The organism is Candidatus Tisiphia endosymbiont of Metellina segmentata (genome assembly GCF_964030715.1).
GTDB lineage: Bacteria > Pseudomonadota > Alphaproteobacteria > Rickettsiales > Rickettsiaceae > Tisiphia.
On the sequence record NZ_OZ034919.1, the window covers coordinates 200,936 to 226,823 of the forward strand.

General features: G+C 33.1%; 38 protein-coding genes, 2 tRNA genes and 1 pseudogene. 38 read left to right on the forward strand and 3 right to left on the reverse strand.

The genetic code is table 11. The annotated features are described in order from the left end of the window. The first annotated feature begins 21 nt into the window (after window positions 1-21). Together AAHM80_RS01110 and AAHM80_RS01115 are read left to right on the forward strand one after the other, a co-directional pair. Window positions 22-1,485 carry a hypothetical protein gene (locus tag AAHM80_RS01110; protein WP_342260032.1) on the forward strand — a complete coding sequence of 488 codons (1,464 nt, stop codon included), beginning with the start codon at window positions 22-24 and terminating at the stop codon, window positions 1,483-1,485. A gap of 458 nt (window positions 1,486-1,943) precedes the next feature. Then, entirely contained in the window at window positions 1,944-2,099 is a 156-nt protein-coding gene (locus AAHM80_RS01115; protein WP_341755302.1) for a hypothetical protein, read from the forward strand. 2 nt (window positions 2,100-2,101) lie between these two features. On the opposite strand, the gene rlmB is transcribed toward AAHM80_RS01115, so the two are convergent. Next, the gene (rlmB, locus tag AAHM80_RS01120) at window positions 2,102-2,833 is read right to left on the reverse strand and encodes a 23S rRNA (guanosine(2251)-2'-O)-methyltransferase RlmB (protein WP_342260033.1); all 732 of its coding nucleotides are present in this window, start codon (window positions 2,831-2,833) and stop codon (window positions 2,102-2,104) included. Between the two features lie 592 nt (window positions 2,834-3,425). Here rlmB and AAHM80_RS01125 point away from each other — a divergent pair. From AAHM80_RS01125 to AAHM80_RS01295, 35 genes are all read left to right on the forward strand, one after another. Next, window positions 3,426-3,511, forward strand: a tRNA-Tyr gene (locus AAHM80_RS01125). Between the two features lie 20 nt (window positions 3,512-3,531). Further along, window positions 3,532-3,605 (forward strand) — tRNA-Gly (locus tag AAHM80_RS01130). A gap of 84 nt (window positions 3,606-3,689) precedes the next feature. Next, window positions 3,690-4,874 carry an elongation factor Tu gene (tuf, locus tag AAHM80_RS01135; protein ID WP_341748170.1) on the forward strand — a complete coding sequence of 395 codons (1,185 nt, stop codon included), beginning with the start codon at window positions 3,690-3,692 and terminating at the stop codon, window positions 4,872-4,874. 131 nt (window positions 4,875-5,005) lie between these two features. After that, the gene (rpsJ, locus tag AAHM80_RS01140; RefSeq protein ID WP_341748171.1) at window positions 5,006-5,329 is read left to right on the forward strand and encodes a 30S ribosomal protein S10; all 324 of its coding nucleotides are present in this window, start codon (window positions 5,006-5,008) and stop codon (window positions 5,327-5,329) included. Further along, window positions 5,329-5,979 (forward strand): 50S ribosomal protein L3, encoded by a 651-nt coding sequence (gene rplC / locus AAHM80_RS01145; RefSeq protein WP_342260034.1) that lies wholly within the window; start codon window positions 5,329-5,331, stop codon window positions 5,977-5,979. Before rpsJ ends, rplC begins: the two co-directional genes overlap by 1 nt. A 5-nt stretch (window positions 5,980-5,984) precedes the next feature. Next, window positions 5,985-6,608, forward strand: coding sequence for a 50S ribosomal protein L4 (gene rplD / locus AAHM80_RS01150; RefSeq protein ID WP_341748173.1), 624 nt, complete (start codon window positions 5,985-5,987; stop codon window positions 6,606-6,608). Beyond that, window positions 6,605-6,904 carry a 50S ribosomal protein L23 gene (rplW, locus tag AAHM80_RS01155; RefSeq protein ID WP_341748174.1) on the forward strand — a complete coding sequence of 100 codons (300 nt, stop codon included), beginning with the start codon at window positions 6,605-6,607 and terminating at the stop codon, window positions 6,902-6,904. The genes rplD and rplW overlap by 4 nt, the downstream gene beginning before the upstream one ends. Next, on the forward strand, window positions 6,905-7,726 hold the full coding sequence (gene rplB, locus AAHM80_RS01160) for a 50S ribosomal protein L2 (protein ID WP_342260035.1): 822 nt from the start codon (window positions 6,905-6,907) through the stop codon (window positions 7,724-7,726). It abuts the gene before it with no gap. Window positions 7,727-7,739: 13 nt separating this feature from the next. Continuing rightward, window positions 7,740-8,018 (forward strand): 30S ribosomal protein S19, encoded by a 279-nt coding sequence (gene rpsS / locus AAHM80_RS01165; RefSeq protein WP_341748176.1) that lies wholly within the window; start codon window positions 7,740-7,742, stop codon window positions 8,016-8,018. A 2-nt stretch (window positions 8,019-8,020) separates the two neighbouring features. Beyond that, on the forward strand, window positions 8,021-8,380 hold the full coding sequence (gene rplV, locus AAHM80_RS01170) for a 50S ribosomal protein L22 (RefSeq protein ID WP_341748177.1): 360 nt from the start codon (window positions 8,021-8,023) through the stop codon (window positions 8,378-8,380). A 3-nt stretch (window positions 8,381-8,383) separates the two neighbouring features. Next, window positions 8,384-9,043 (forward strand): 30S ribosomal protein S3, encoded by a 660-nt coding sequence (gene rpsC / locus AAHM80_RS01175; RefSeq protein ID WP_342260036.1) that lies wholly within the window; start codon window positions 8,384-8,386, stop codon window positions 9,041-9,043. 15 nt (window positions 9,044-9,058) lie between these two features. Then, window positions 9,059-9,469, forward strand: coding sequence for a 50S ribosomal protein L16 (gene rplP, locus AAHM80_RS01180; protein ID WP_341748179.1), 411 nt, complete (start codon window positions 9,059-9,061; stop codon window positions 9,467-9,469). Continuing rightward, window positions 9,462-9,674, forward strand: coding sequence for a 50S ribosomal protein L29 (gene rpmC, locus AAHM80_RS01185; protein ID WP_341751358.1), 213 nt, complete (start codon window positions 9,462-9,464; stop codon window positions 9,672-9,674). The genes rplP and rpmC overlap by 8 nt, the downstream gene beginning before the upstream one ends. A 4-nt stretch (window positions 9,675-9,678) precedes the next feature. Continuing rightward, window positions 9,679-9,924 (forward strand): 30S ribosomal protein S17, encoded by a 246-nt coding sequence (rpsQ, locus tag AAHM80_RS01190; RefSeq protein ID WP_341751357.1) that lies wholly within the window; start codon window positions 9,679-9,681, stop codon window positions 9,922-9,924. Between the two features lie 102 nt (window positions 9,925-10,026). Further along, window positions 10,027-10,395, forward strand: coding sequence for a 50S ribosomal protein L14 (gene rplN / locus AAHM80_RS01195; protein WP_342260037.1), 369 nt, complete (start codon window positions 10,027-10,029; stop codon window positions 10,393-10,395). Further along, a complete protein-coding gene (gene rplX, locus AAHM80_RS01200) occupies window positions 10,395-10,727 on the forward strand; it encodes a 50S ribosomal protein L24 (RefSeq protein WP_341748183.1) in 333 nt (110 codons plus the stop codon). Before rplN ends, rplX begins: the two co-directional genes overlap by 1 nt. 2 nt (window positions 10,728-10,729) lie before the next feature. Then, entirely contained in the window at window positions 10,730-11,269 is a 540-nt protein-coding gene (rplE, locus tag AAHM80_RS01205; RefSeq protein ID WP_375331539.1) for a 50S ribosomal protein L5, read from the forward strand. Window positions 11,270-11,287: 18 nt separating this feature from the next. Further along, window positions 11,288-11,593, forward strand: a complete 306-nt coding sequence (gene rpsN / locus AAHM80_RS01210) for a 30S ribosomal protein S14 (RefSeq protein WP_342260038.1) — start codon at window positions 11,288-11,290, stop codon at window positions 11,591-11,593. Between the two features lie 267 nt (window positions 11,594-11,860). Continuing rightward, a complete protein-coding gene (rpsH, locus tag AAHM80_RS01215) occupies window positions 11,861-12,259 on the forward strand; it encodes a 30S ribosomal protein S8 (RefSeq protein ID WP_342260039.1) in 399 nt (132 codons plus the stop codon). A 9-nt stretch (window positions 12,260-12,268) separates the two neighbouring features. Continuing rightward, window positions 12,269-12,802, forward strand: coding sequence for a 50S ribosomal protein L6 (gene rplF, locus AAHM80_RS01220; RefSeq protein WP_341748187.1), 534 nt, complete (start codon window positions 12,269-12,271; stop codon window positions 12,800-12,802). 16 nt (window positions 12,803-12,818) lie between these two features. Continuing rightward, window positions 12,819-13,172 carry a 50S ribosomal protein L18 gene (gene rplR, locus AAHM80_RS01225; protein ID WP_341748188.1) on the forward strand — a complete coding sequence of 118 codons (354 nt, stop codon included), beginning with the start codon at window positions 12,819-12,821 and terminating at the stop codon, window positions 13,170-13,172. A gap of 15 nt (window positions 13,173-13,187) precedes the next feature. Next, the gene (rpsE, locus tag AAHM80_RS01230; protein ID WP_342260040.1) at window positions 13,188-13,742 is read left to right on the forward strand and encodes a 30S ribosomal protein S5; all 555 of its coding nucleotides are present in this window, start codon (window positions 13,188-13,190) and stop codon (window positions 13,740-13,742) included. Between the two features lie 362 nt (window positions 13,743-14,104). Further along, complete coding sequence (rpmD, locus tag AAHM80_RS01235; protein WP_341748190.1) at window positions 14,105-14,314, forward strand: 50S ribosomal protein L30; 210 nt, start codon at window positions 14,105-14,107, stop codon at window positions 14,312-14,314. A 20-nt stretch (window positions 14,315-14,334) separates the two neighbouring features. Then, a complete protein-coding gene (rplO, locus tag AAHM80_RS01240; RefSeq protein ID WP_341748191.1) occupies window positions 14,335-14,790 on the forward strand; it encodes a 50S ribosomal protein L15 in 456 nt (151 codons plus the stop codon). Between the two features lie 3 nt (window positions 14,791-14,793). Further along, window positions 14,794-16,095 (forward strand): preprotein translocase subunit SecY, encoded by a 1,302-nt coding sequence (gene secY, locus AAHM80_RS01245; RefSeq protein ID WP_341748192.1) that lies wholly within the window; start codon window positions 14,794-14,796, stop codon window positions 16,093-16,095. 96 nt (window positions 16,096-16,191) lie between these two features. After that, window positions 16,192-16,830, forward strand: a complete 639-nt coding sequence (locus AAHM80_RS01250) for an adenylate kinase (protein ID WP_341748430.1) — start codon at window positions 16,192-16,194, stop codon at window positions 16,828-16,830. 61 nt (window positions 16,831-16,891) lie between these two features. Beyond that, the gene (gene rpsM, locus AAHM80_RS01255) at window positions 16,892-17,269 is read left to right on the forward strand and encodes a 30S ribosomal protein S13 (protein WP_341748193.1); all 378 of its coding nucleotides are present in this window, start codon (window positions 16,892-16,894) and stop codon (window positions 17,267-17,269) included. Window positions 17,270-17,281: 12 nt separating this feature from the next. Continuing rightward, window positions 17,282-17,668: a 30S ribosomal protein S11 gene (gene rpsK, locus AAHM80_RS01260; RefSeq protein WP_342260041.1), complete on the forward strand. Its 387-nt coding sequence runs from the start codon at window positions 17,282-17,284 to the stop codon at window positions 17,666-17,668. 15 nt (window positions 17,669-17,683) lie between these two features. Further along, complete coding sequence (locus tag AAHM80_RS01265; protein ID WP_341755294.1) at window positions 17,684-18,703, forward strand: DNA-directed RNA polymerase subunit alpha; 1,020 nt, start codon at window positions 17,684-17,686, stop codon at window positions 18,701-18,703. Between the two features lie 273 nt (window positions 18,704-18,976). Then, window positions 18,977-19,396, forward strand: coding sequence for a 50S ribosomal protein L17 (rplQ, locus tag AAHM80_RS01270; RefSeq protein WP_342260042.1), 420 nt, complete (start codon window positions 18,977-18,979; stop codon window positions 19,394-19,396). Between the two features lie 24 nt (window positions 19,397-19,420). Further along, complete coding sequence (gene rpsT, locus AAHM80_RS01275; RefSeq protein ID WP_341748197.1) at window positions 19,421-19,684, forward strand: 30S ribosomal protein S20; 264 nt, start codon at window positions 19,421-19,423, stop codon at window positions 19,682-19,684. Window positions 19,685-20,127: 443 nt separating this feature from the next. After that, window positions 20,128-20,934 (forward strand): glycosyltransferase family 2 protein, encoded by an 807-nt coding sequence (locus tag AAHM80_RS01280; protein WP_342260043.1) that lies wholly within the window; start codon window positions 20,128-20,130, stop codon window positions 20,932-20,934. Window positions 20,935-21,456: 522 nt separating this feature from the next. Then, a complete protein-coding gene (locus AAHM80_RS01285; RefSeq protein ID WP_342260044.1) occupies window positions 21,457-22,575 on the forward strand; it encodes an efflux RND transporter periplasmic adaptor subunit in 1,119 nt (372 codons plus the stop codon). Between the two features lie 123 nt (window positions 22,576-22,698). After that, window positions 22,699-22,992 carry a hypothetical protein gene (locus AAHM80_RS01290; RefSeq protein WP_342260045.1) on the forward strand — a complete coding sequence of 98 codons (294 nt, stop codon included), beginning with the start codon at window positions 22,699-22,701 and terminating at the stop codon, window positions 22,990-22,992. A 43-nt stretch (window positions 22,993-23,035) separates the two neighbouring features. After that, the gene (locus tag AAHM80_RS01295; protein WP_342260046.1) at window positions 23,036-23,473 is read left to right on the forward strand and encodes a hypothetical protein; all 438 of its coding nucleotides are present in this window, start codon (window positions 23,036-23,038) and stop codon (window positions 23,471-23,473) included. Here the strand turns inward: AAHM80_RS01295 and AAHM80_RS01300 are convergent. Continuing rightward, window positions 23,457-24,107: pseudogene (locus AAHM80_RS01300) on the reverse strand (IS256 family transposase); the annotation flags it as partial. The gene AAHM80_RS01295 and the pseudogene AAHM80_RS01300 overlap by 17 nt on opposite strands. Before the next feature lie 40 nt (window positions 24,108-24,147). Continuing rightward, on the reverse strand, window positions 24,148-25,089 hold the full coding sequence (locus AAHM80_RS01305; RefSeq protein ID WP_342259457.1) for an IS110 family transposase: 942 nt from the start codon (window positions 25,087-25,089) through the stop codon (window positions 24,148-24,150). 243 nt (window positions 25,090-25,332) lie between these two features. Here AAHM80_RS01305 and AAHM80_RS01310 point away from each other — a divergent pair, with 243 nt between their 5' ends. Continuing rightward, window positions 25,333-25,872, forward strand: a complete 540-nt coding sequence (locus tag AAHM80_RS01310) for a demethoxyubiquinone hydroxylase family protein (RefSeq protein ID WP_341751331.1) — start codon at window positions 25,333-25,335, stop codon at window positions 25,870-25,872. Window positions 25,873-25,888 lie beyond the last annotated feature (16 nt).

Below are 25,888 nucleotides of genomic sequence, written 5' to 3' on the forward strand. Positions count from 1 at the left end.
TTAAACGAAGAAAATTATATTATGCTTCAAGCCTTAAAAAGAATGCTACTATCTGTAACAGTTGCCCTAACTACCAGCATAACATACGGGGATTATAAACATTCATCAGAACTTTCAGGATTCGAATTAGCTGCTAGCAAATTAGGTTTTACCTCACCAACCCAGCAAGAAGCTTTGTTAAAGATTTTTTATCTAGCTGGATATTTTGAACCACAAAAATTATGGCACGATCTAGTATGTTTTGACAAGACTAATGCAGACAAAATATTTCGTTTGATTCAGGGCAGTTTGGCTAAAGCTGGTGCTAATCAAAACGCTCCTAGTAAATTCAATGCTAAATCATTGCGTAAAAATTTATTTAAATCTATTAATGAGATAAATGTACGAAATATTGAAGATTGGTTACTATTTGTTGCTCAGGATGCGTTTGATCTTAATCTTGGTCAGGAACGGAATGAACTGACCACTAAAGATTGGATGACTAAATATAAGTCTCAATATATTGTAGATGCTAGACAATTGGGACTTATTAATGAAATAAAACCTAACTATCAAGAATACGACGAAGCTTGGATTGCCGGGGCAGCTAGAATTAGGTTATTGACACGTATAATCTATTATAATAAATTAACAGAACAAATTAAAGTTAACGGATTAGTACTAGTATTAACAGGAGCAAGACCCTTATGGGCTAATCTCGATGGCATTAACCCCAAAACATACACTGAATTGCTAGAAGCATGGCAAGGAAAGGCAGATATTAATAGATTGGATACTGTACAATTAGTTGGAAATGATTCAGCTTGTATTGAGGAAGGTGAAAGATATATCGAGTCTCTTGCTAAAGATTACGGTATTAAGTTAAATAAAGCTCAGCCATTTATTCAGTATAAAACACAAGAAGAATGTCCATTAGGTCTTTTTCCTAGAAGATTCTATCCTAATTATGCAAGCAGCAATGAGAGAAAACTCACAGAAGACCTGATGAGTAGTGACCTAGTAAACAAGTTCCTTAATAAGGATCAAGTTAAACGTACTGAAATAATCAATACTAAAGTAGGCAAGAATAACGAAAGGCCTGATACAGCCACTACTGCTCATGATGCAGCAGTTAATTTTGCTGAAAGAATTTTAAGTAGAAAATTTGGTAGACAAAAAGACTTTGTTATTTTATTTGTCAGTAATAATCCTCATATTGAACGCCAAACAATTGTTACTCAAAGAGAAGTTGATAAAGTATTACAACAATATGGATTAGATAAACAGGGTTATCATATTAAAATTGCAGGGATAGGTGCTAGTGCCGTACCGGATATTCCAATTATTCATTCTGAACTGGGTAATTTGATAACGGCAAAATGGATAAATAAAAATCTACTAAGCACTGATAAATTGGGGCATTCTATTGATCAATTAATGTTCCAAACTCGTAAATGCCCTGATCCTAAATCAATACCTCCAATACCAAAAATTAAAGAAATATAATATAACCTGAATTCGATGTAACTTGTTACATCGAATTCAGTGTTATATATAGAAACAATCAGGTTTGAAGCGGCTGCCCACCTGATTGTTAAAATATAATACTCCATTCAATATGTGATTTTAATAATTAAAATCACATATTGAATGATGAAAAAAGTTAAAATGTACTTGCAGAATCGCTTCAAGAGTGCATTTTTCCTTATAACAAAGCAAGTATCGATATAAGAATTATTAATTCTTATATCGAACTCATACAATAAAAAAAACATGATAAATATAACATGATCAGTTATATATAGTGGTAGGATGGGTAAACTGTATGTCGAATTGAAGCTTTGAATTTTAAAGACTTCATACCTCAGCAAAGACCCATCCTGTTTTGGATAAAGACTACGAACGGATGTCATAAGGTTTAAACCTTGCATATCCTATTATTAATATAAATCATGAGGCTCTATATGACAACAACTTATATTGGTGTGGACGTTAGTAAAAAAACTTTAAATAGTCAAATTATAATAGCCCTAGCGGATCATTTTCAAATATCACTAGATGAAATGATTGGTAGAATTCCTCCTACTAAAAATATGGATTCCTTACCGAAGAGGGAATGACATCAAGAGTCTAATGAAATCAAATAAAACGCTATTGCAGCAGCATTTGAGACATTTAAGCTTTCTACTTTACTTGAAATGGGTATTTTAACTAAGTGATCACATGCTTCTTTAACTAGACGTCTGATTCCTTTATCTTCAGAACCAAGTACTATTGCCATTTTATCTGAAAATATTTTTGTACTTAAAGATTGTTTTGCATTGCCATCAAGACCAATAATCCAAAACCCATGTTTTTTTAGATATTCTATTGACCACCTTAAATTAGTGACTTTAACCATTTGTACTACTTCTAAAGCTCCAGAAGCTGTTTTTGCTATGGTAGCATTTTCATCAGGTGCATTATCTAGAGGTAATATTATGGTCGTGATGTCAAAAGAAGCTGCACTACGAATAATAGCACCAATATTTTGTGGATCGGTTATTTGATCCAAAATAGCAACTTTACAATTAGGAATAGTTATGTCAATATCTTCAATACGATTAGAGAAGATACTTTTAACGTTAGCGGCTATTCCCTGATGATTATGATTTGAACCAAAAAGACGGGTTAAGTAATCTATGTTGGTAATCTCATATGGGTGGTTAGAGATTAAATTTTTGTGCAAATTGAAAATATCTTCTGTACATAAAACATTTTGAATATAACGTTTTGGGTTGCTTAATGCTGCAAATACTGGATGTTTGCCGTATATATAGTGCAAATCTTTAGAAATTTTAGCTTTATTTCTCATCTTATTAGAACCTAGAGTAATTTATTCTTGACACAAACTACTATTTATTATAGAAAGTTACAATTGATAAACGTTCTGAAGTAATGTAAGTTTAATATTAGCTTATTTAGGTTCTGTGAACGTTTCTATGTAATGAGTAGATTTCGTCGTTATTTTCGTTCTCGAATCCTCACGTACATTTAGTACGCTACGGTTCTGCGAGCGAAAATGCCTATAAATCTACTCATTACATAGAAACGTTCACAGAACCTAGGATAGTTCAAGAGAAAAGAGCCGGGGTCATTTGAGTTTCAGCTTTATAACAAAAAATATGTTCTTCCCGTGTAGGCAAGTCCATGATACATAACAGCCATTTAGGTTGTTTTTTGAATTGCTGCCGCGGGAAGGATATCGAGACTTCTTAAGTTGATACCCATGCGATGTGCAGGAATAATACTGATGTATTAAAGGGTTGTATCCTTATTTATAAAGGCTTGTAGCCCGAAGTTCAAATGTCCTTGGAAAAGAGCAAAAAAGATTTGTTGGTACTTATACTAAGTTATATATATGCTTTACGTTTAATTAGACCATTTAATACTTGCGTAAATTCTTTGGAGGAATGGCCGAGTGGTCAATGGCAGCAGACTGTAAATCTGCCCGCGTGAGCGTACGAAGGTTCGAATCCTTCTTCCTCCACCACAAGTTGGTTAGGTAGATACGCGGGTGTAGCTCAATGGTAGAGCTCCAGCCTTCCAAGCTGGTCACGTGGGTTCGATTCCCATCACCCGCTCCAAGAGTATTGGTGATAATTGGAAATTGGATAAATTTGTATTTTTATGTTAAATTGTATTAAATCTTAAATTGTGGAGAATGAATTATGGCAAAGGTAAAATTTGAAAGGGATCTACCCCATTGTAATATAGGTACTATAGGACACGTAGATCATGGTAAGACTTCTTTAACAGCTGCAATAACTTTAGTGTTATCAAAAGAAGGTGGAGCACAGGCTACTAATTATGATGACATTGATAAAGCTCCTGAAGAGAGGGAAAGGGGTATAACTATTGCTACTGCTCACGTTGAATATAGAACTAAAAAAAGGCATTATGCTCACATTGATTGTCCTGGTCACGCAGATTATATAAAGAATATGATAAGTGGTGCAGCTCAAATGGATGCTGCTATATTGGTAGTATCTGCTGCTGATGGTCCAATGCCCCAAACAAGGGAACATATATTGCTTGCTAAGCAAGTTGGCGTACCTGCAATAGTTGTATTTTTGAATAAAGTTGATATGGTTGATGATCCAGAATTGCTTGACTTAGTAGAAATGGAAGTCAGAGAACTTTTATCAATGTATGATTTTCCTGGAGATGATATACCAGTTATCAGAGGTTCAGCTTTACAGGCTCTAGAAGGAAAACCTGAAGGTGAAGCTGCGATTAAAGAGTTGATGAATGCTATTGATGAATATATACCTCAACCTGAGAGAGATACAGATAAACCTTTCTTAATGTCGATAGAAGATGTATTTTCTATTTCTGGAAGAGGTACGGTTGTTACTGGTAGAATCGAAAAAGGTATAGTAAAAGTTGGTGAAGAGGTAGAGATTGTTGGTATAAGAGATACTCAAAAAACTACTTGTACTGGTGTGGAAATGTTTAAGAAGCTATTAGATCAAGGTGAAGCCGGTGATAATGTTGGTATATTACTGCGTGGAACTAAAAGGGAAGATGTATGCAGAGGTCAAGTGTTAGCTAAGCCTGGAAGTATAACTCCGCATACTGAGTTTGAAGCTGAAGTTTATGTACTTACCACGAAAGAAGGTGGTCGTCATACAGCATTTACAGATAAATATCGACCACAGTTTTATTTTAGAACAACTGACGTAACTGGAGAAATCACTTTGAAAGATGGTAAAACAATGGTGATGCCTGGTGATAATGCGAATCTGAAAATTGCATTGATCGCTCCGATAGCTATGGAAGAGGGCGTACGTTTTGCTATACGTGAAGGTGGTAGGACAGTAGGAGCTGGTGTAGTATCAAAGATTATAAAATAATAAGAAATAGTCATCCTGAAAAAGTTCAGGATGACTATTTTTTTAGGGTTAGGCAAAATATGTTTAATTAGAGTAAGTCTATTAAAGAATGTGCTTTGACTGGTCTAGCTGTTTATAAAAAGGTTTAGTTAATGAAAAATAATCAAAAAATCAAAATTCGTTTAAAGTCGTTTGATCACCGCTCGCTTGAGCAAGGTACTAGAGAAATAGTAGGGGCTGTTAAAAGAACCGGTGCTGATATAATTGGTCCAATTCCGTTGCCAAGGACAATTGAGAGATTTACCGTTAATAGGTCTCCGCATGTCAATAAAAAATCAAGGGAGCAATTTGAGATTAGAATTCAGAAAAGACTTTTGATAATAAGTTATCCAACTCCTCAGACTGTTGATGCTTTAAAAAAAGTTGATTTGCCTGCTGGTGTTGATGTTGAGATTAAGTTAGAGAGTGTTGAGTGATGAGAACCGGTTTAATTGCTAAAAAAATTGGTATGAGTTCAATTTTTAATGAAAAAGGTGAGAGATATACCGTTACTTTTCTACAAGTTGAAGATTGCCAAGTAGTAGGACAAAAGACCCTAGAAAGGGATGGCTATAATGCTTTGGTTATTGGGGTAAAAGATAAAAAATTATCTAAAGTAACAAAACCAATGAAGCAGGTATTTGCTAATGCTCAAGTTACGCCAAAGGAAAAATTGAAGGAATTTAGAATTTCTGAAGCTTGTTTCCTTGATGTAGGTTTTGTATTGCATGTGGATCATTTTGTTATTGGTCAGTTTATAGATGTTGTAGGTACTACTATTGGTAAAGGTTTTGCTGGTAGTATGAAAAGGCATAATTTTAGAGGACTTGAAGCTTCACATGGTGTATCTGTGTCTCACCGTTCGCATGGTTCTACTGGTGGTAGACAAGATCCTGGTAAAGTATTTAAGAATAAGAAAATGGCTGGTCACATGGGAAATACAAGAGTTACTATTCAAAATTTGAAAGTAGTCGATACTGATATGGAAAAAAGCATAATCATAGTTAGTGGAAATATTCCCGGTTCAAAAGGATCTTATGTCTACATTAAGGATGCTATTAAGAAAACCATTACAGCTATAGGATAAACTATATGAAAGCCAAATTATTAAATCTTGAAAATGAAGCTGTTGGTGAGATTGATTTAGATAACGAAGTTTTTGCTGTAGATTTTGTTAGGGAAGATATTATCAAGCTTGTTGTTGATTGGCAGAGAGCTAAAGCTATGGCTGGTACACATCAAACAAAGACAGTGTCGCAAGTATCTGGTACTACAAAGAAACCTTTTAAGCAAAAAGGTACGGGTAATGCAAGGCAAGGATCTTTAAGATCTGTCCAAATGAGAGGTGGTGGAGTTTCTCACGGTCCAGTAACAAGGAGTCATGCTACAAAATTACCAAAAAAAGTTAGAAAACTTGGTTTAAAACATGCTTTATCAGAAAAATTGGCTGAGGGAAAGCTGCTAATAGTAGATTCTTTAAAATTACATGAATCCAAAACTTCTAATCTTATAAAATTATTAAATAATTTTCATGGTAAAAGTTATTTTATTGTTAGTGGTGATGAAGTTGATATCAATTTTTCTTTGGCAGTACAAAATATTCCAAATACTATTTCAGTACCGCAAATTGGTGCAAATGTTTATGATATAATACGCCATGATTATGTTTTGTTATCACAAGAAGCTGTAGATGCTTTAGAAAAGAGGTTAAAGTGAAGTCTTATAAACATTATGATATTATTAGGAATCCTGTGATCACTGAGAAGACCAATATTTTATCTGAGCAACAAAATAAGTTTACTTTTCATGTTGCTGGTAGTGCTGAGAAAGCTTCTATCAAGATGGCTGTTGAAAAGATTTTTCAGGTTAAGGTTAAAAAAGTTAACATAATGAATGTAAAAGGTAAGAGAAAAAGATTCAAGGGTGTTAATGGCAGACAATCAGATAAAAAGAAAGCAATTGTGACGTTAGAAAAAGATTATACTATTGATTTTACTGGGGGTATTAAATAAATGGCTTTAAAAAAGTTTAATCCAGTTACTCCATCCCTTAGAGAATTAGTACAGGTTGATAAATCTGATCTTTGGAAGGGTAAGCCTCATAAACCTTTAACTAAAGGTTTATCTAAGACTGGTGGTAGAAATAATTTGGGTAGAACCACTTCTTGGCATAGAGGAGGAGGGCATAAAAGACTTTATCGTATAATCGATTTTAAAAGAAATAAACAGGATATATTTGCCACTGTTGAAAGAATAGAATATGATCCTAACAGAACTTCCTTCATTGCTTTAATTAAATTCGATGATGGTGAGTATTCTTATATTTTAGCACCACAAAAGCTTATTGTAGGAGATAGAATAGTATCAAGTGATAAAGCTGACATAAAAGTAGGAAATTGTTTATCTTTGAAATCTATTCCTGTTGGTACTACTTTACATAATGTAGAAATGAAAGTTGGTAAAGGTGGTCAAATTGCAAGATCTGCTGGTACTTCTGTTAATTTAGTAGGTAAGGATTCGGGTTATGCACAGATCAAGCTTCGATCTGGAGAATTTAGATTGATACCGTTAGATTGTAAGGCTACCATAGGTGTTGTTTCAAACCCTGATCAAAAAAATACCAATTTAGGTAAGGCCGGAAGAAATAGATGGCTAGGTTGGAGACCACATGTTCGTGGTGTTGCAATGAATCCAGTCGATCACCCACATGGGGGAGGAGAAGGAAAAACTTCTGGTGGTCGCCATCCAGTGACTCCATGGGGTTTCCCAACTAAGGGTAAGAAAACACGTAAGAATAAGCTTACATCAAAATTTATTATTAAGAGAAGAAAGTAATTAGGTAGTAATTATGGCTCGTTCAGTTTGGAAAGGACCTTTTGTAGATGGTTATCTGATAAAAAAAGTACAAAAATTGATTGAATCTGGTAAATCAGAAATGATTCAGACTTGGTCTAGAAGGTCAACAATTTTACCATTTTTTGTTGGAATAACATTTGCTGTACATAATGGAAATAAATTTATACCTGTTACTGTAAGTGAAGAAATGGTTGGTAAAAAATTAGGTGAATTTTCTCCAACTAGGACTTTTCATGGTCATGGCACAGATAAAAAAGTTAAGAGAAAATAGATATGGTGAAGGTGAATAAAGGCTCTACTACAGCAATTGCTAAGTCTCTTAGAGTGAGTCCGAGGAAATTGAATTTGGTTGCAACTTCTATTAGGAATATGAAAGTGTCTGAGGCTCTAATTCAGCTTACCTTTTCCCCTAGAAGAATTGCTCAAGATGTAAAAAAATGTTTACAGTCTGCTGTTGCTAATGCTGAAAATAATTTTGGTTTAGATATTGATACTTTGTTTATTACTTCTGCAACTGTAGGTAAGGCGTTGGTGATGAAAAGAATTATGCCAAGAGCTAAAGGAAGAGCAACAAGGATTAATAAATTTTTTAGTAATTTATATATTACAGTTACTGAAGTTGAGGGGAAATAAGATATGGGGCAGAAAGTTAATCCGCATGGCTTTAGAGTTGGTCCGACATTAATTAAAGGTTGGGACTCGGTGTTATATGCTGATAAGAAGCAGTATAAAGTCCTTCTTATCCAAGATTTAGAGGTTAGAAATCTAGTTAATAAGAACTATGTGCAAGCACAAGTTAGTAGAGTATTAATAGAGAGGCCTTCTAATAAGAAGGTTATAATTAATATTTTTGCTAAAAAGCCTGGAGTTATTATAGGTAAAAGTGGTAACGACATTGATAAATTAAAAAAATCTGTCCAAAAAATTACGGGTTTAGAAGAAATATATATTAACATACATGAAGTAAAGAAGCCTAATATAGACTCTAACATTATTGCTCAAACGATTGCTATGCAGCTTGAAAAAAGAGTGTCTTTTAGAAAAGCTATGAAAACCGCTATCCAAGCCTGCTTTAAGCAAGGAGGGTTAGGTATAAAGGTTGCTTGTTCTGGACGTTTAGCTGGAGCTGAAATAGCGAGAACAGAGTGGTATAGAGAAGGTAGAGTACCTTTACATACTTTGAGAGCTGATATTGACTATGCGACTGCTGAAGCTATGACAACTTATGGAGTTATAGGTATAAAGGTTTGGGTCTATAGGGGTGATCATGTGGAAAATAGAAAGAAACATAATTAATTTTGAAGTAAAATAATGTTAGCTCCGAAAAAACAAAAATTTAGAAAAGCACATAAGGGAAGAGTTTCCTCAAAAGCAAAAGCTGGTACTATGCTAGCTTTCGGTTCTTTTGGCTTGAAATCGTTAGATGGTTTAAGGGTTACCGCAAGACAAATAGAGGCAGCAAGAAAGGCTGCAGTTCGTTGTATGAAAAGGCAGGGGAGATTATGGATTAAAATTTTTCCTGATTTGCCTGTGTCAAAGAAGCCTGCGGAAGTTAGAATGGGTAAAGGAAAAGGTTCTACTGAATTTTTTGCAGTGAGAGTATCACCTGGAAGAATTATGTTTGAAGTGGAAGGGGTTACAGATGATATAGCGACGAAAGCACTTGAGCTTGCTAGTGCAAAATTGCCTGTAAGAACAAAGATAGTGAGGCGTTATGAATAATTTAGGGGTATCAGCAAAGGAATTGGTTGGGCAGACTACGGAAGAGCTTCACAAAAAGAGAACTTTGTTTAAAAAAGAGTTTTTTAATCTACGGTTTCAAAGAACATTAGGTGAATTACAAAATACTAGCAGGTTTTCTTTTGTAAAAAAAACAATAGCTCGTATTAATACAGAGTTAACTATAAGATCAAAAACTGGAGAATAGGGAAATGCCGAAAAGAGTGCTACAGGGCGTTGTTGTAAGTTCGAAAACTGATAAGACTATTACAGTTAAAGTAGAGCGTAGGTTTAAGCATCCTATATACAAAAAAATTGTAAAAGTCTCTAAAAAATATGCTGCTCATGATCCAGAAAATACTTATAAGGATGGTGATAAGGTTAGTATAGTTGAAAGTCGTCCTATATCTAAAACTAAGTCTTGGGTGGTGTTAGGGGATGTAAAGGCATCTCTCTAATGATAGGTTTGGTTGTCACAGAATGGTGAGTTTTATCCTTTGACTTTGTTATTTAGATTGTTTATTTTGTTGCGTTATTAAATTCTCAAGTGGAAGTAAGTTATGATTCAGATGCAGAGCATCTTAGATGTTGCGGATAACTCTGGTGCTAAAAAAATTATGTGTATTAAAGTGCTTGGTGGTTCACATCACATGATAGCAAATCTTGGGGATGTCATTGTGGTATCTATAAAAGAAGCTTTACCAAGCGGAAAAGTAAAAAAAGGTGACGTACATAGGGCTCTAATTGTTAGAACAAAAAAGGGTGTTAGAAGGACAGATGGTAGTACAATTAAGTTTGATTCTAATGCAGCAGTACTTTTAAATAAGCAAGGAGAACCAATAGGTACAAGAGTTTTCGGTCCTGTAACTAGAGAATTAAGGGCAAAAAAATTCGTTAAGATTATGTCACTTGCAGAAGAGGTGTTGTAATGATTAAGCTAAAAATTAAGAAAGGTGATGAAGTTATTGTTATCACCGGAAAAAATAAGGGAAAAAAGGGTAAGGTCTTAAAGGTTTTGCCTGAGCAAAATAGAGCTATTGTTTCGGGTATAAATATTGTTCGCAAGCATGTTAAGGCGAGTAAAACAAGTGAAGGTGGCATAGTGTCAAAGGAATTATCCATACATATATCCAATGTTGCTCACATAGATCCTAAAACAGGTAACCATACAAAAGTTGCTTTTAAATTTCTAGAAGATGGCTCTAAAGTAAGAGTAGCTAAGAAGTCTGGTGAAATTATTAGTAATAAGGAAGGTAAGTAATGTTGCTCAGGTTTAAAGATTTATACACTAAAGAGATTGTACCAAACTTACAGAAAGAGTTTGCGTACAAGAATAAACATCAAATGCCTAAGGTTGTAAAAATTGTTGTTAATATGGGTGTTGGTGAGACGGTTGCAGATTCTAAGGTAATTAATAATGCTGTCAATGATCTAACTCTAATTTCAGGACAAAAGCCTTTAGTAACTGAGGCCAAAAAGTCTATTGCTACTTTTAAGCTTCGTGAAGGTATGAAAGTTGGTTGTAAAGTTACTCTGCGCAAAGATAGAATGTATGATTTTTTAGAGAGATTAGTAATCGTTGCTCTACCGCGTATTAAAGAATTTAGAGGTTTCTCAAGCAAAAGCTTTGATGGTAGAGGTAATTTTACTTTTGGTATAAAAGAACAGATTGTTTTTCCAGAGATTAATTACGACAAGATAGATGTAATTCGTGGTATGGATATCACGATTGTTACAAGTGCTATGAATAATGAAGAAGGTAAATTATTACTTTCTGGCTTTAATTTGCCTTTTTATAATTAATTTTTAGAAGAAAAATAGATGGCTAAAGTAAGTTCTATAAAAAAGAATAATAGAAGAAGAAAGATGGCACAAAGTTTATATAACAAGCGTGCTAAATTAAAGGACAAGATTTACGATAAAACTTTATCTTTGGAAGAAAGATTTTCGTTAGTGATGCTTTTAGCTAAGTTACCTAGAAACTCAGCTATGAATAGAGTTCGAAATCGGTGTGAGCTTACTGGACGTCCAAGAGGAGTGTATAGTAAATTTGGTCTATCGCGAAATAAGCTGAGAGATCTTGGTAGTAAGGGATTAGTTCCTGGTTTGATTAAAGCAAGTTGGTAAAATAGCTTGAATTCGATATAACTTATTATATCGAATTCAAGGGTTAAGTAGAAACAATCAGGTTTGAAGCGGTTCAGTACCTGATTGTTAAAATGTAATATTCTATTCAATAGGTGGTTTTAATAATTAAAATCACCCATTGAATGATGAAAAAAGTTGAAATGTACTCGTAAAAGTCGCTTCAAGGGTACACTTTTTCTTATAACAAAGCCAATTCGATATAAAAATTCTTATATCGAATTGAGGTTAAAATAGTAGGTTTATCGTATGTCAATGACAGATAATATAGCGGATATGTTGACTAGAATTAGAAATGGTCAAAAAAGTAAATTGATGAATATATCTCTACCTTGTTCAAAAATAAAATGTACTATTTTGGATGTTTTAAAAAAAGAAGGTTATATAAAAGAGTATGTAGTTGTCAAGGATGGTAATATAAGTCATATTGAAGTGGATCTAAAATATTCTGTTAATGGAAAACCTGCTATATGTGAAATAAGTAGAGTTTCAAAACCAGGTAAGAGGATTTATTCTTCTATTGATAAATTAAAAGGATATTATAACAATATGGGTATTTATATTCTTTCTACTTCTAGAGGAGTTTTATCAGATAGAGAAGCACATAGCCAAAAAATTGGCGGTGAAGTAATTTGTAAAGTGTTTTAAGGTATAAAGATGTCACGTATTGGAAAATTACCAGTCCCTGTGCCTGAAGGGGTGAAAGTTGAACTTGATGGGTTGAAAGTTAATGTTGTTGGTCCCAAGGGAGAATTAACAAAAACTTTCGCAGGAAATATAGCAATTTTATTGCAAGATAATCAGCTTTTTGTAAAACCATTAGCAGAGACTAAAAGTGCTAGATCTATGTGGGGTACGGCACGAAGTATAATAAATAGTATGATAAAAGGTGTTAAAGAAGGTTTTACAGAAGAGCTTGAAGTCAATGGCGTTGGTTATAAGGCTTTGGTGAAGGATAAATATTTAAACTTAATGCTTGCTAAAAGTCATAATACTAAAGTAGAAATACCTCAAAATATTAAAGTTACCGCTCCTAAACAAAATCAGATTATATTGGAAAGTGTTGATAAAGAAAAATTAGGTCAGTTTATATCAATTATTATAAAGCAGAGACCACCTGAACCATATAAAGGTAAAGGTATTAAACGCAAAGGTCAATATGTTCAGAGAAAAGAAGGTAAGAAAAATTAAAATTTAAGAGTTCAATATGCGTAGTTCAAAGTTAAAGTTTGATATAAGAAAGGCTAGAGTAAGGTCTAAGATATCAAAATCAAACAGACTCAGGCTGTCTATTTTTAAGTCTGGAAAGCACATATATGCACAAGTCATAGATGACAAACAATCAATAACTATTGCATCTGCTTCGACTTTAGATAAAGAAATTAGACAGTTAAAAAAATCCAACTGTAATATTGGTACAGCCACGAAAGTAGGTGATTTAATAGGCGAAAGAGCATCGCTTAAAGGGGTGCAAGAAGTTGTATTCGATAAGGGTGGTTATAAATATCATGGTGTTGTTAAGGCTTTAGCTGATGCAGCAAGAAAAAAAATGAAATTTTAATTTTAGGTTTAAGAAATGGCTAAAGCTAAAAAAAATACGGGTGAAGCACTAACAGAAACTTTGGTGGATGTAAACAGAGTTACTAAAGTAGTAAAGGGGGGTAGAAAATTCTCTTTTTCTGCTTGTATTGTTGCTGGTGATAAAGCCGGTAAGGTTGGTTATGGTCATGGCAAAGCGAAAGAGGTAACAGAAGCTAGAGCTAAGGCTACTCAAGAAGCAAGGAAAGATATGATTAAAATTCCTCTTTATCAAAATAGGACTATTCATCATGATGTCATTGGTAAAAGCGGAGCAGCTAAAGTCATTTTAAGGAGAGCCAAAGCCGGTACTGGTGTTATCGCTGGCGGTGCTATGAGGGCAATTTTTGATTCTTTAGGAGTTCATGATATTGTTGCCAAATCTTTGGGTTCTAGTAATGTATATGCGATGATTGCTGCAACTTTTGATGCGTTATCTCAACTCTCTTCTCCAAAGAATATTGCTGAAAGGAGAGGAAAAAGAATAAATGAGATATCAACTAAATCTACAAAAGGGCAACAAATAATATCAGAACCAAGTGTGCAAGTTTAAGTAGTGTAATAGTCCTTCCAGCGTAGGCTCATGAGTGTCAACTTAAGAAGTTTTGATTTGGTAGGTAGCAGAATCTAAAAAATAAAGAAAAATGCATTCTTAAAGTGATTTTGTGAATGCATTTTAAACCTTAAGCTAAAAACATGATTTTAAAAGATTAAAATCATGTTTTTAGCAAAATATTAATTTAACAATCAGATGCAGAGCCGTCTCAAATCTGATTGTTTCGATAATTTCACCGAATTTGGGATAAGAATTGACAAATTTTTATCCCGAATTTGCGTGTGAATGGGGCTTTGAAGCAATGGGCTATAGTGAGTCTTTATATTTAAAGTAAAGTAATAATTGGGTTGTAGGAATTTATGAGTAGTAATCAAGAAAAAGTGAATGAGGTAAAGGTTAAAGTTACCCAAATTGGTAGTAGTATAGGTCGTAAATATGATCAGGAAGAAACCTTGGTAGGTTTAGGTCTAAATAAAATGCATAAATCTGTTATTTTGAAAGATACAAACTCTGTTAGAGGGATGATCAAGAAGGTACAACATTTGTTAAAAGTAGAAAATATAAATTAGAATAAATTAGAGTTTAGAAAATGAAATTAAATGAGTTATCTAACAATTTTGGTGCCAAGAAAGATAAAAAAAGAGTAGGTCGCGGTATTGGCAGTGGTAAAGGTAAAACATGTGGCAGAGGTGTTAAGGGACAGAAATCTAGATCTGGTGTAGCTATCAAAGGTTTTGAAGGGGGGCAGATGCCTATGATTAAAAGATTGCCAAAGAGAGGCTTTAACTGTCCTAGTTCTAAGAAATATAGTGTAGTAAATATTGCTGATATAGAATTTTTAATAGCAGAAAATCGTTTGAACTCAACAGAAGTTGTAACAAAGGATAGATTAGTTGAAGTCGGGTTAATTAAGAATACTAACTTATTGGTTAAGTTATTATCTGTTAGCAGTGGTGATTTTAATAGTCCCTTATCATTTCAATTAGATGCTTATTCTAGCTCTGCTAAGAAGTTAATAGAACAAGTTGGTGGTCAAATATTGTAATTTATGAGTTTAAATTCCACACAAAAATCTAATAAAGACTTAGCTAATAGGATTATTTTTACTATTTTGGCTCTTATAGTATGTAGATTTGGGTCATTTATTCCTATAGCGGGTATTGATTCGGTTGCATTAAGCAGCGTGGCTGAACAAAATCAATCGGGTATACTTGGTATGTTTAATATGCTATCTGGGGGATCCCTAGGTAGAATGTCTATTTTTGCTTTAGCAATTATGCCATATATAACTGCTTCAATTATCATTCAATTAATGTCAATAGCCTACAAGCCTTTAGAGAATTTAAAAAAAGAAGGTGAGGTTGGTAAAAGGAAAATCAATCAATTATCTAGGTATTTAACTGTTTTATTAGCTTCTTTTCAGGCATATGGTGTTGCAGTAAGTTTGGAACATGTTGTGACTAATGTAGGTCCAGTAGTTATTATACCGGGGCTTTTTTTTAAGGTTACTACCGTTATTACTTTAGTTGTAGGTACTATGTTCTTAATGTGGCTTGGTGAACAGATTACTGGTAGAGGTATTGGTAATGGATCGTCCTTAATTATATTTATAGGTATAGTGTCGGGTGTACCAAGTGGTATTATAAGCATGTTTGAGTTGTCAAGAAGTGGTGGTTTGTCTCCGATAGTAGTTATGGCTATTTGTTTAGGAGTTATTGTAATTATAGCTATAATAATTTTCTTTGAGAAGGCACAGAGAAAAGTTTTGGTACAATATCCAAAAAGACAAGTTGGTAATAAAATTTATGGTGGTGATTCGACTCATATGCCTCTTAAACTTAATACTTCTGGGGTAATTCCGCCAATATTTGCTAGTTCGATTTTATTGTTTCCTGTGACAATAGCTAATTTTTCTAGCAATAATTCAGAAATTATGAGTTTATTAACTTTCCATCTAGGGCATGGGAAGCCTTTATATATTTTGTTGTATGTTGCGTTGATAATGTTTTTTAGTTTTTTTTATACAGCAGTAGTTTTTAATTCAGAAGAAACAGCAAATAACTTAAGAAAATATGGGGCATATATTCCTGGCAAAAGACCTGGTAAGAATACTGCGGAATATTTTGATTATTTGTTAACTAGGTTAACTGTAATAGGTGGTATATATCTTAGTTTTATATGTATAGTTCCTGAAATGTTAATGAATAAATATGCCGTATCTTTTGCCTTAGGGGGTACAAGTTTTTTAATTGTTGTTAATGTTGTTCTAGATACATTTGTACAAATTCAAACTCATTTATTTAGCAGTAAGTATGAGGGATTAATTAAAAAAATGAAGTTAAAAAACTAACTTATATTATAAAAAAACAATTCTTTAAAGCAAAAAATTATACATTTTAACTTAGTGGAGGGTATATATTATGTTATGTTTAAAGAAGAGTTTCAAATGATTATAGTGCTTATAGGGTCTCCTGGTTCAGGGAAGGGAACTCAAGGGCAGTTATTGGCAAGAAAGTTAAATTTACCTCATGTGTCTACTGGTGATATATTCAGGCAAATGGTAAAGGTTAATAACAAGGATGGTTTGTTAATTAAAGAGTATATGGCACAAGGAAAACTTGTCCCTCCTAAATTGGTGAATAATGTAGTTAAGGAGTTTTTAACTCAGGATATATATAAAAACGGTTATGTTCTAGATGGTTATCCTCGTAATTTAGAGCAAGCTAATTTTCTAAGAATGTTTGCTAATCAAAAGATTAAAGTTGTGTTTTTCGACATAGACGATCAAGTGATTATCAAGAGGATTCTAGGTAGGTTTAATTGTGAAAATTGTGGACAAATTTATAATAGTTATTTCATTAAACCTAAGGTTGATAATGTCTGTGATGTTTGTGGATCAGATAAATTTATGCACAGACAAGATGATGATGAACAGACTATTAAGCAAAGAATAGAAGAATATAAAATAGAAACTTATCCGTTACTTAACTATTATAGAGATAATAGTGAATTCTATGTTGTTGATGCAAATAAGGATAAAGAAGAAGTAGAGCTTGTTTTATATAAAGTATTAAAAATGATTTGACTTTAAGGGATATTTTTATATTATTCCCTTTTGGTTATTATCGAAATTTTGGAGATTATTTGTGGCAAGAATAGCGAGTGTTAATATTCCAGCAAACAAAAGATTAGTAGTGAGCTTAACATATATTTATGGGCTTGGTTTTTCTGCTGCAGAAGAGATTTGTCGAAAAACTGGAATATCTGAAAGTAAAAGGGTCAAAGACTTAACAGATCAAGAGCTTATTATTTTACGTAATATTATTGAAAAAGAATATAAAGTAGAAGGTGATTTAAGAAGAGAGGTGAATCTTAATATCAAGAAGAAAAAGGATATTAGAAGTTACCAAGGTCTTAGACATATAAGAAAGTTGCCTGTTCGAGGTCAGAATACTCATTCTAATGCTCGAACAAGAAAAGGTAAAGCTGTTGCGATTGCCGGTAAGAAAAAAGTTACAAAGTAATATGGTATAATGATGAGTCAGGCTAATACTAAGGTCAAGAAAAAAAGAAAAAATATCACTCTTGGTGTTGTTCATATAAAGACAACTTTTAATAATACTATTGTTACTTTTACGGACGTGCAAGGTAATGCTATAGCTTTTTCAACAGCAGGTACACATGGTTTTAAGGGGGCTAGAAAAGCTACGCCTTATGCTGCTCAAATAACTGTTGATAAAGCCTCAGAAGTTGCAAAAGAACACGGTCTGAAAACTGTTTCAATTAGAGTTCAAGGTGCAGGGGCTCAAAGGGAATCGGCTATGCGTGCGGTATTTAGTCAAAATTTTATAGTTACGTCAGTTTTAGATATTTCGTCTGTTGCACATAACGGTGTTAGAGCACCAAAAAGAAGAAGAGTATAGGGGCATAGGTAAATAATGTTATCATTAAATAAAAACTGGAGTGCATTAATAAAACCTTCTAAGATAGTTTATGACAGTCCTGATAAGAGTAGTAATATAGTAAAAATTGTGGTTGAACCTTTAGAGAGAGGCTTTGGTTTAACAATAGGTAATGCTATGAGGCGAATTCTACTCTCATCTCTTCAGGGTGCTGCAATAACATCAATAAAGATACTAGGGGTGGTGCATGAATTTTCTGCTATACCTGGGGTTAAGGAAGATTTAGTTGATGTAGTTTTGAATCTTAAGTCTGTGGTCGTTAAGATGCATTCTTCGGAAAGAAAGATTGTCAGATTAAGTGCTACTGGTCCTTGCGTTGTAACTGCTGGGATGATTGGAACAGGGCATGATGTGGAGGTACTAACCCCTAACCATGTGATTTGTACTTTGGCAAAAGGGGCTCAGCTTGAAATGGAATTAGTGTGTGAGACAGGAAAAGGGTATGTTCCCGCTGCAAGCAGCGTTGGTTCGGAATTAGCTATTGGCGTTATCCCAATAGATGCGTTATTCAGTCCTGTAAGAAAGGTTACCTATAAAGTTGATAATACACGTGTTGGTCAAGTTACAGATTATGACAAATTGATTATGACCGTTGAAACTAATGGTAGTATTTCTCCGGAGATGTCTATAGCACTTGCTGCTAGAATTCTGCAAGATCAGTTACAATTATTTATTACATTTGAAGAACAAACAGAAGATAAACAGGATAAGTTAGAAGAATTAGCATTTAATCCAGCGTTGTTGAAGAAAGTTGAGGAATTAGAATTATCTGTTAGATCTCAGAATTGTTTAAAAAATGAAAATATAATTTATATAGGTGATCTTGTTATCAAAACAGAAGCAGAAATGCTTAGAACTCAAAACTTTGGTAGAAAGTCTCTTAATGAGATTAAGGATATATTATCAGGCTTTGGTTTAAAATTTGGTATGGACATACCAGGATGGCCTCCAGAAAATATTCAGGAACTATCTAAGCGTTATGAAGATCCATATTAATAAAACCTGAATTAGATGTAACAGGTTATATCTAATTCAGGGATACATATAGAAACAATCAGGTTTGAAGCAGTTCATCACCTGATTGTTAAATATTAATTTGCTAATAATCTTAATTTTTATATGATATAAAAATAAGATTATTTAGTGGTAATAGATTAAAATGCATTCGTAAAATCCGCTTCAAGAATGCATTTTTCCTTATAACAAGCCAATTCGATATAAGAATTAACAATTCTTATATCGAATTGAGGTTAATAAAAAGGTAATAACATGCGACATAAAATTAAGGGTAGAAAGCTTAATAGAACAAGTAGTCATAGACAGGCGATGTTTGCTAATATGGCTGCTGCACTTGTGATGAATGAGCAAATAAAAACAACTTTACCTAAGGCTAAAGAGCTTAGACCATATATTGAAGTACTAATAACTAAGGCCAAGAAATTTGATTTAGCGACTAGAAGAATGTTGCTTGCTAAAATCAAAGATAAAGTTGCTACTGAAAAACTTATTAGTGTTTTAGGTAAAAGATATAGTGAACGTCCAGGTGGTTATACTAGGATAATAAAGGCTGGTTTTCGTTATGGAGATATGGCATCAGTAGCTTATATTGAGTTCGTTGATAGAGATGTAAATAGTAAAGGCTGTATGACCCCAAAAGTAGAAAGTCATAACCATGAAGAACAAAACTAATAAATCTGTAGGAAAATAATAAATATGGCTAATCATTCATCAGCAAAAAAGGCAATAAGACAAACAATAAAAAAAACTTTAATAAATAAGAATAGGTCAAGTAGAATTAAAACATATATAAAAAAAGTTTTGCAAGAAGTTATTAGTGGCTCAAAAGAATCAGCTAAATTAGCTTTGACTGTTGCACAATCTGAAATAATGAAAGGTGTAACAAAAAACATTATCAAATTAAATACAGCCTCACGTAAAATCAGTAGATTATCTCAAAAAATTAAAAATATGAATTAGCTTCTAGCTTCTTGTGTATGCCTTTTATGTAATACCAATCTCGATGAAAGACAGTTTAATAGCCTAGGGTGTATTATCCCTGCCTTATTACTATTACCCACATTCTAGATTTGTGGGACGTCGTATATGACGTCAGTAGGTTCAAATATACGACTTTTAAAAGATGTAGGTAATAGTAGGTATGCAAGTGAGGATTCGAGAACAAAAAGGAGTGTTCACGAATTGATTCCTTTTGGTAATTTTGTTGTCAAAATTTGCTTTCGTTCCTCATGGACATATTATGTACTGCTTGTGGTTACTTGGCTACTCTTTTACTCAGAAATTCCTCAAAAATTATTCAATTTGTGGGTACTTCCTAAAAATAATGAACATATAGACTATAGAAATGAAACCTTTACAGAAGCTAGATAGAAAATGTATGCAAGGACCTAGTTGAGAGGGATATGCTAAAGATTTCAGCCTTTATTATCACAAAAAATGAAGCTACTAGGATTGCAAGGGCTATCAACAGTGTTAAGGACATTGTCGAGGAGCTTATTGTTGTTGATAGTGGGAGTACTGATGATACAGTACAAATTGCTAGAAATTTAGGAATCAAAGTGATTTTTAACGAATGGAATGGTTATGTTAAACAAAAGACTTTTGGCGAAAATTTATGTCAGAATGATTGGATATTAAATATTGATGCTGATGAAGAACTATCAAAAGAATTACAAGATGAAATAGAGTTTATATTTGCTTCAAATAATCAAGCTAATTATTTAGCTTACCGTACTAAAATTGTTATATTGCACCGTAATGATCAGAAGGTTCGTCGTTTTGCTCCTTATAATAAATGTATCAGATTATATAATCGTAAATATAGTAGTTTTTCTAATAATAACACTACTACTCATGATTCGGTGTTGTTTAATCCAAATATTAATTCACAAAACAAAATCTATGATTTAAATGGTATAATTTATCATAGGTCTGGCACGTCAATTGAGCAACTAGTAGCTAAAGCAAATTTTTATTCCTCTGAGCAAGCAAAAGATTTAGTTAAATTAGGTAGGAATCCATCAAAAACAAGAATTGCTACAGAAAGTATTTTTTATTTTTTAAAATCATTTTTTATAAGACGATATTGGGTATTTGGTTTTGATGGTTTTGTTGATTCTATGATTTTTGCTTTTGCACGGTTTATAAGATTTGCTAAAGCAAGAGAGTTGTTAAATAATAAAAAAGACGATAGCAACATAGAAGCGTAGATTACATCAATAGCCTACAATTTTTGTAAGGAGTTTAGTAGTAAGCTCAGCATATAGACATAAGTACAGGGCAGTTTAAAAGTCGTTACCAGTGGGTGGTATAAATATAGATTTAGCTTCTATCGATGTCATACCAGCCTCGGTGCGGAAAAGCAATGTTCTGAGGGGATATTTATAGATTGTAGACCCTTGTTTTGCAGGGGGTCACATCAATTCTATTACTATGACTCAAACATTTCTATATTGGCTATAATGTATATAAGGCTATACACTAGTTATGGTTAAAACATTTCCATGTTAGCTACACTACTACTTTCTGTAAATAAAATTAAAAAATTTTAAAATAATTACTTGCACAAAATAAAATTTTACTGTATATGTGACTAGAAAACAATAAAACCGTTTGTCACGGTTCTTTTGTTATCAGAAATTATACTCAAATGATTTGAGTATAATCGAAGTTGAAAATGAATAGATTAAAGAGAAGGTTAGCAATCTAATCAGAAATATGGTAAAATTCAAATGACCCTAGGGAAGATATTAATAAGTCGAAGATACTATATATATGGACTATTATTTGTTGCAGTAGCAATTGTTGTAGTGATAGTTTCTATCAAAAAAGTAGTCAGTAGACAAGCCCCAACACAGCAAGTGGACAATCAAGCTGTCGTAATTCCTGTTGAAGTGGTTAAGGCTCAATATTCAGAGGAGACAAATGATATATTGGTTACAACAGGCAAAACCTTAGCCTATGAAACACATGCAGTTAAAGTCAATACAACAGGAAGAATTAAAGAACTTGACTTACCTATAGGTAGCTATGTTAAAAAAGGTGATATTTTAGCGGTATTAGATACCACGCAAATTGACTATCTGATTGAACTAGCAAATGAAGAGTATCGTCTTAAAGAGAAAAAAGCTAATGCGATGAAGCAGTTATTGGATAAGAACCTCATTAGATATACAGAGTATGTGAACCATAACATAGAATACCTTGATGCTAAACAAAAATATTATACATTACTTGATGAAAAAACCAATCATTATGTTGTTGCCCCATTAAGTGGAATTGTTGAACGAAAACTTGTTACTGTTGGAGAGCTTGTTACACAAAAGGATAAAATAGTCGTTCTTTATGATATTCATATTATCAAGGTTGCGTTTGGTCTTGATGAAAGCGACTATCAAAAATTTAAAAGTGCGGGAGGGAGCTATGTCAACATCTATATTCCCGCTTTAAACTTAGCCCTTAAACTAAGTGATTTTAAAACTTCAGAAATTGCCCAAGATAAGAATCACTCAGTCTATATTGAAGCATTGATTCCAAATGATGATAATTCAATCATGCCGGGCTTATTTGTTAACGTAAATGTTATTTTCAATGGCAACAAGCAACGGATAAAATTACCAAACTCAGCTGTTTTCTTTGACTCTTATTACTATGTTTATGTTATTGAGAATAATACAGCTAAAAAAGTAAGGATTGAAATAGGTGATAGTGATAGCCAAAGTGTAGAGGTAGTTACTGGCATCAAACCGAATGACCAAGTGGTTATTTCAGGAAAGAAAGGATTGCATGACGGAGTCAAGGTTTTGATTGAAGATGAGACAACTCACTCAACAATACGAAATAGGTCATAACTTATTGACGCACCGGAATCGAAACTTGACAAATTATAATAATAGTTTGATAAATTAAGGATATTTCAATTTATATTTACAATATATTAATACTTTTTCTGATAGTTGGAGAACTAAATACAAATGAATAAAAAAATCCAAAAACTATACTTTCTTATGATACTGCTATTTTGTAGTTCTGTTAATGCTTTTGAGAATACTGAGGATAATACGGCTGAACTTAAGAAAGTAAACATAATTCAAGCAGGTGCTATACAGGACCTGATGAGGAAGAAATTTGAGCTTCAGGAAGCATTAGAGGAAAAAGCGCGAGAATTGGAGGACTCTCAAAATAATAGTAGTAATACCTCAGATAACTCACATTCTTCATCAAATACTGGACAAAGAACTACAGGAGGCATTAAAAGAGCAGGCTAGGTTAGCTGAAGCGGTTGAAGCTCGTGAAAAACAAATTGCAGATTTGACTGAAGAAAAAGCAAAAAAAGATCAGCAAATAGCAGATTTGAATCAAGCTCAGAAAGATATGACTAAAGCAAAGGATGATGCCGTTAAGCAGCTAGCAGAAAAAGGCAAAGAAATAGAAGCTTTGACGGAAGCTCATAAAGCAAAAGAGCAGGAAGTTGCAGATTTGCTTAAAGAAAAACAGGCGGCATTACAAGAGCAGGCTAAGTTAGCTGAAGCGGTTGACGCTCAGCAAGTAAAAGAGCAAGAGCATGCAGTACAAATGGCAGATTTGCTTAAAGAGAAACAGGCAAAAGATGACGCATTAAAAGTAGCACAGGATAAGTTAGATGAAACAGTCAGAACGCCCTCGCAAAGCGAGGGGCTTGACGGTTATGAGCAGCCCAAAGGGCTGCCATTGTTAATTAAAATTGGGTCTGTCAGATTTTTTGTGTAAGTATGATTTCTCCATTTGCCCAATTTTGTAAATTAGTATCACAAAGGATTGCAAATTGATTTAAAGCCATCGCCCAATTCTTAATAGGCATTGTCCATTTTTTAGAGGCATTTGTCAACGCCAAAAAGATTATTTTCTGAATTGATTTGTCATCTGGAAACACTCCTTTATTTTTAATAATTTTACGAATTTGACGGTTAGTGGATTCAATAGCATTAGTAGTGTAAATCGCTTTTCTAATGTCTTCCGGAAAGCTAAAAAATGGAGCTATGCCAGACCAATTTCGTTGCCATATGTCAAAAATAACTGGATATTTTTCATCCCATTTTTTGGCAAAATTTTGTAATTCTCTTAATCCCTCTGCTTCATTTATTGCAGAATAAACTGCCTTTAAATCAGCTGTTACCGATTTTAAATCTTTATATGATACGTATTTTACAGAGTTTCTTATCATATGAACAATACACAACTGCACTATCGTTTTTGGAAAAATGCTATTTATCGCCTCTGGAAAACCCTTAAGACCATCAACACATGCAACATATATTTGTTCAACTCCTCGATTCTTCAGTTCTGTTACTACCTGCATCCAAAATTTAGCACCTTCATTCTTGCCTATCCAAATTCCTAATAGCAATTATCTTTTATCTAAATTTTATAAAAATAGATAAATATTATTTAATAACAAAAACACGTTTTTGTTGAATAAGTTTATGGCACACTTCAAGTAACTTACGCATACAAGCAACTATCGCAACTTTCTTAGGTTTAAAATTATTAACAAGCCTATCATATAAAATTTTTAAATATTGGAAACCATTCTTACCAGCTAATACTGCCATGTATAAAGCATCTCTAGGTATTTTCCTGCCTCCTCGAATAAATCTTCGTCCTTGCTTATTACCACTATCACGAGCATATGGAGCTATACCAACAATTGATGACAATTCATTGCTACTATAATTTTTATCCCCTAATTCAGGTACAAAACTAATTAGTTTTGTAGCTAAACATTTACCAATACCAGGTACAGTCTCTAATATTTTTACCTTCTCTTTTAACTCTTCTGACTCATCTATTGTTTTGTTTAACTTTTTATCAAGCTCAGCTATTTCATTCTGTAAAAATTTAATGAGCTTTTCTATACTCTCTTTATCAATACCATCAATGCTATGATGTAGTCTTTTCTTTTCATTGCTAAGCATTAATACTAAATCTTCTCGTCTTTGTTGACATCTCTTCAAAGTCTCTGATTCAACTTGATATATATAATTCGCTGAAAGCTGCATCTTATCCGCATAATATGCTAATTTAAATGCATCCTTCCTATCAGTTTTACACAAATTCACCGATTTACTAAAAGAATTAAAACTATATGTATTGACCTTATGTATTTGTTGGTTATTATTATCCAGCTTTTGACAAATCTCAGCTTCGTATCCTCCAGTAGGTTCACATATTATTAGCTTAATCTCTTGCTCTTTTGCTAATTTAATCATCTCTTCATGACCAGCTGCATCATTGGCAAAACGATGATATTTAGGTTTATCTCTTGTATTATATACACATATATCAAGCCAGTTTTTACTTACGTCTAGACCTATTATTTTATTCATGATATAATCTCCTTCTTCTTATTGTGCAAGGCTGCTCTTTTTAAGACCACCTTCTGCAATTTGTTCAAGGTAAACTACCAAAAAGAGGGTACTTATTCTCTTAGCGACTATTTTAGTCAAGGTCTATTCAAGTCACCCTCTTTAATTACTTATAACACATTCTTAAGATATAAGGTCTATTATAAAATACCAGAATTCGCGTAATGCAATAAATTATCCGTTATTTAGATACTAAGGCAGCATATGGCAAGACCTGATTTCACCAATTCAGACAATATCATAAAAGAAATGATTAGAGTAAATCATGCTGGAGAATATGGGGCTAAACGAATTTATCAAGGGCAATTAAATTATTGCAAAAACCACGAAGATTCCTCTACAATAAAACATATGATGCAGCAAGAAGAAGTACATTTGAGCTACTTTACTAACTTGTTATTACAACATAATGTTAGACCAACTATTTTGATACCATTTTGGCATATTATTGGCTATGTACTTGGTAGTGGTTCGATATTGATAGGAACAGAAACTGCCATGCTACTAACACAAAGTGTAGAAGAAGTGATTGAACAACATTATCAGAAACAAATAGATTATCTCGAATTGTATAATTTAGAGAAAGAATTAGTAAATAGCATAAAACAATTTCAGGCTGAGGAAATTGAACATAAAGATATAGCTCTAGTACAAGGTAGTAGTAAGGTAGTATTTGCTTCCTTAATTAATAAAGTTATTAAATTAATGTGTAATATGGCTATTAATGTGAGTAAAAAAGTTTAAGTTACTCAAATAGAAA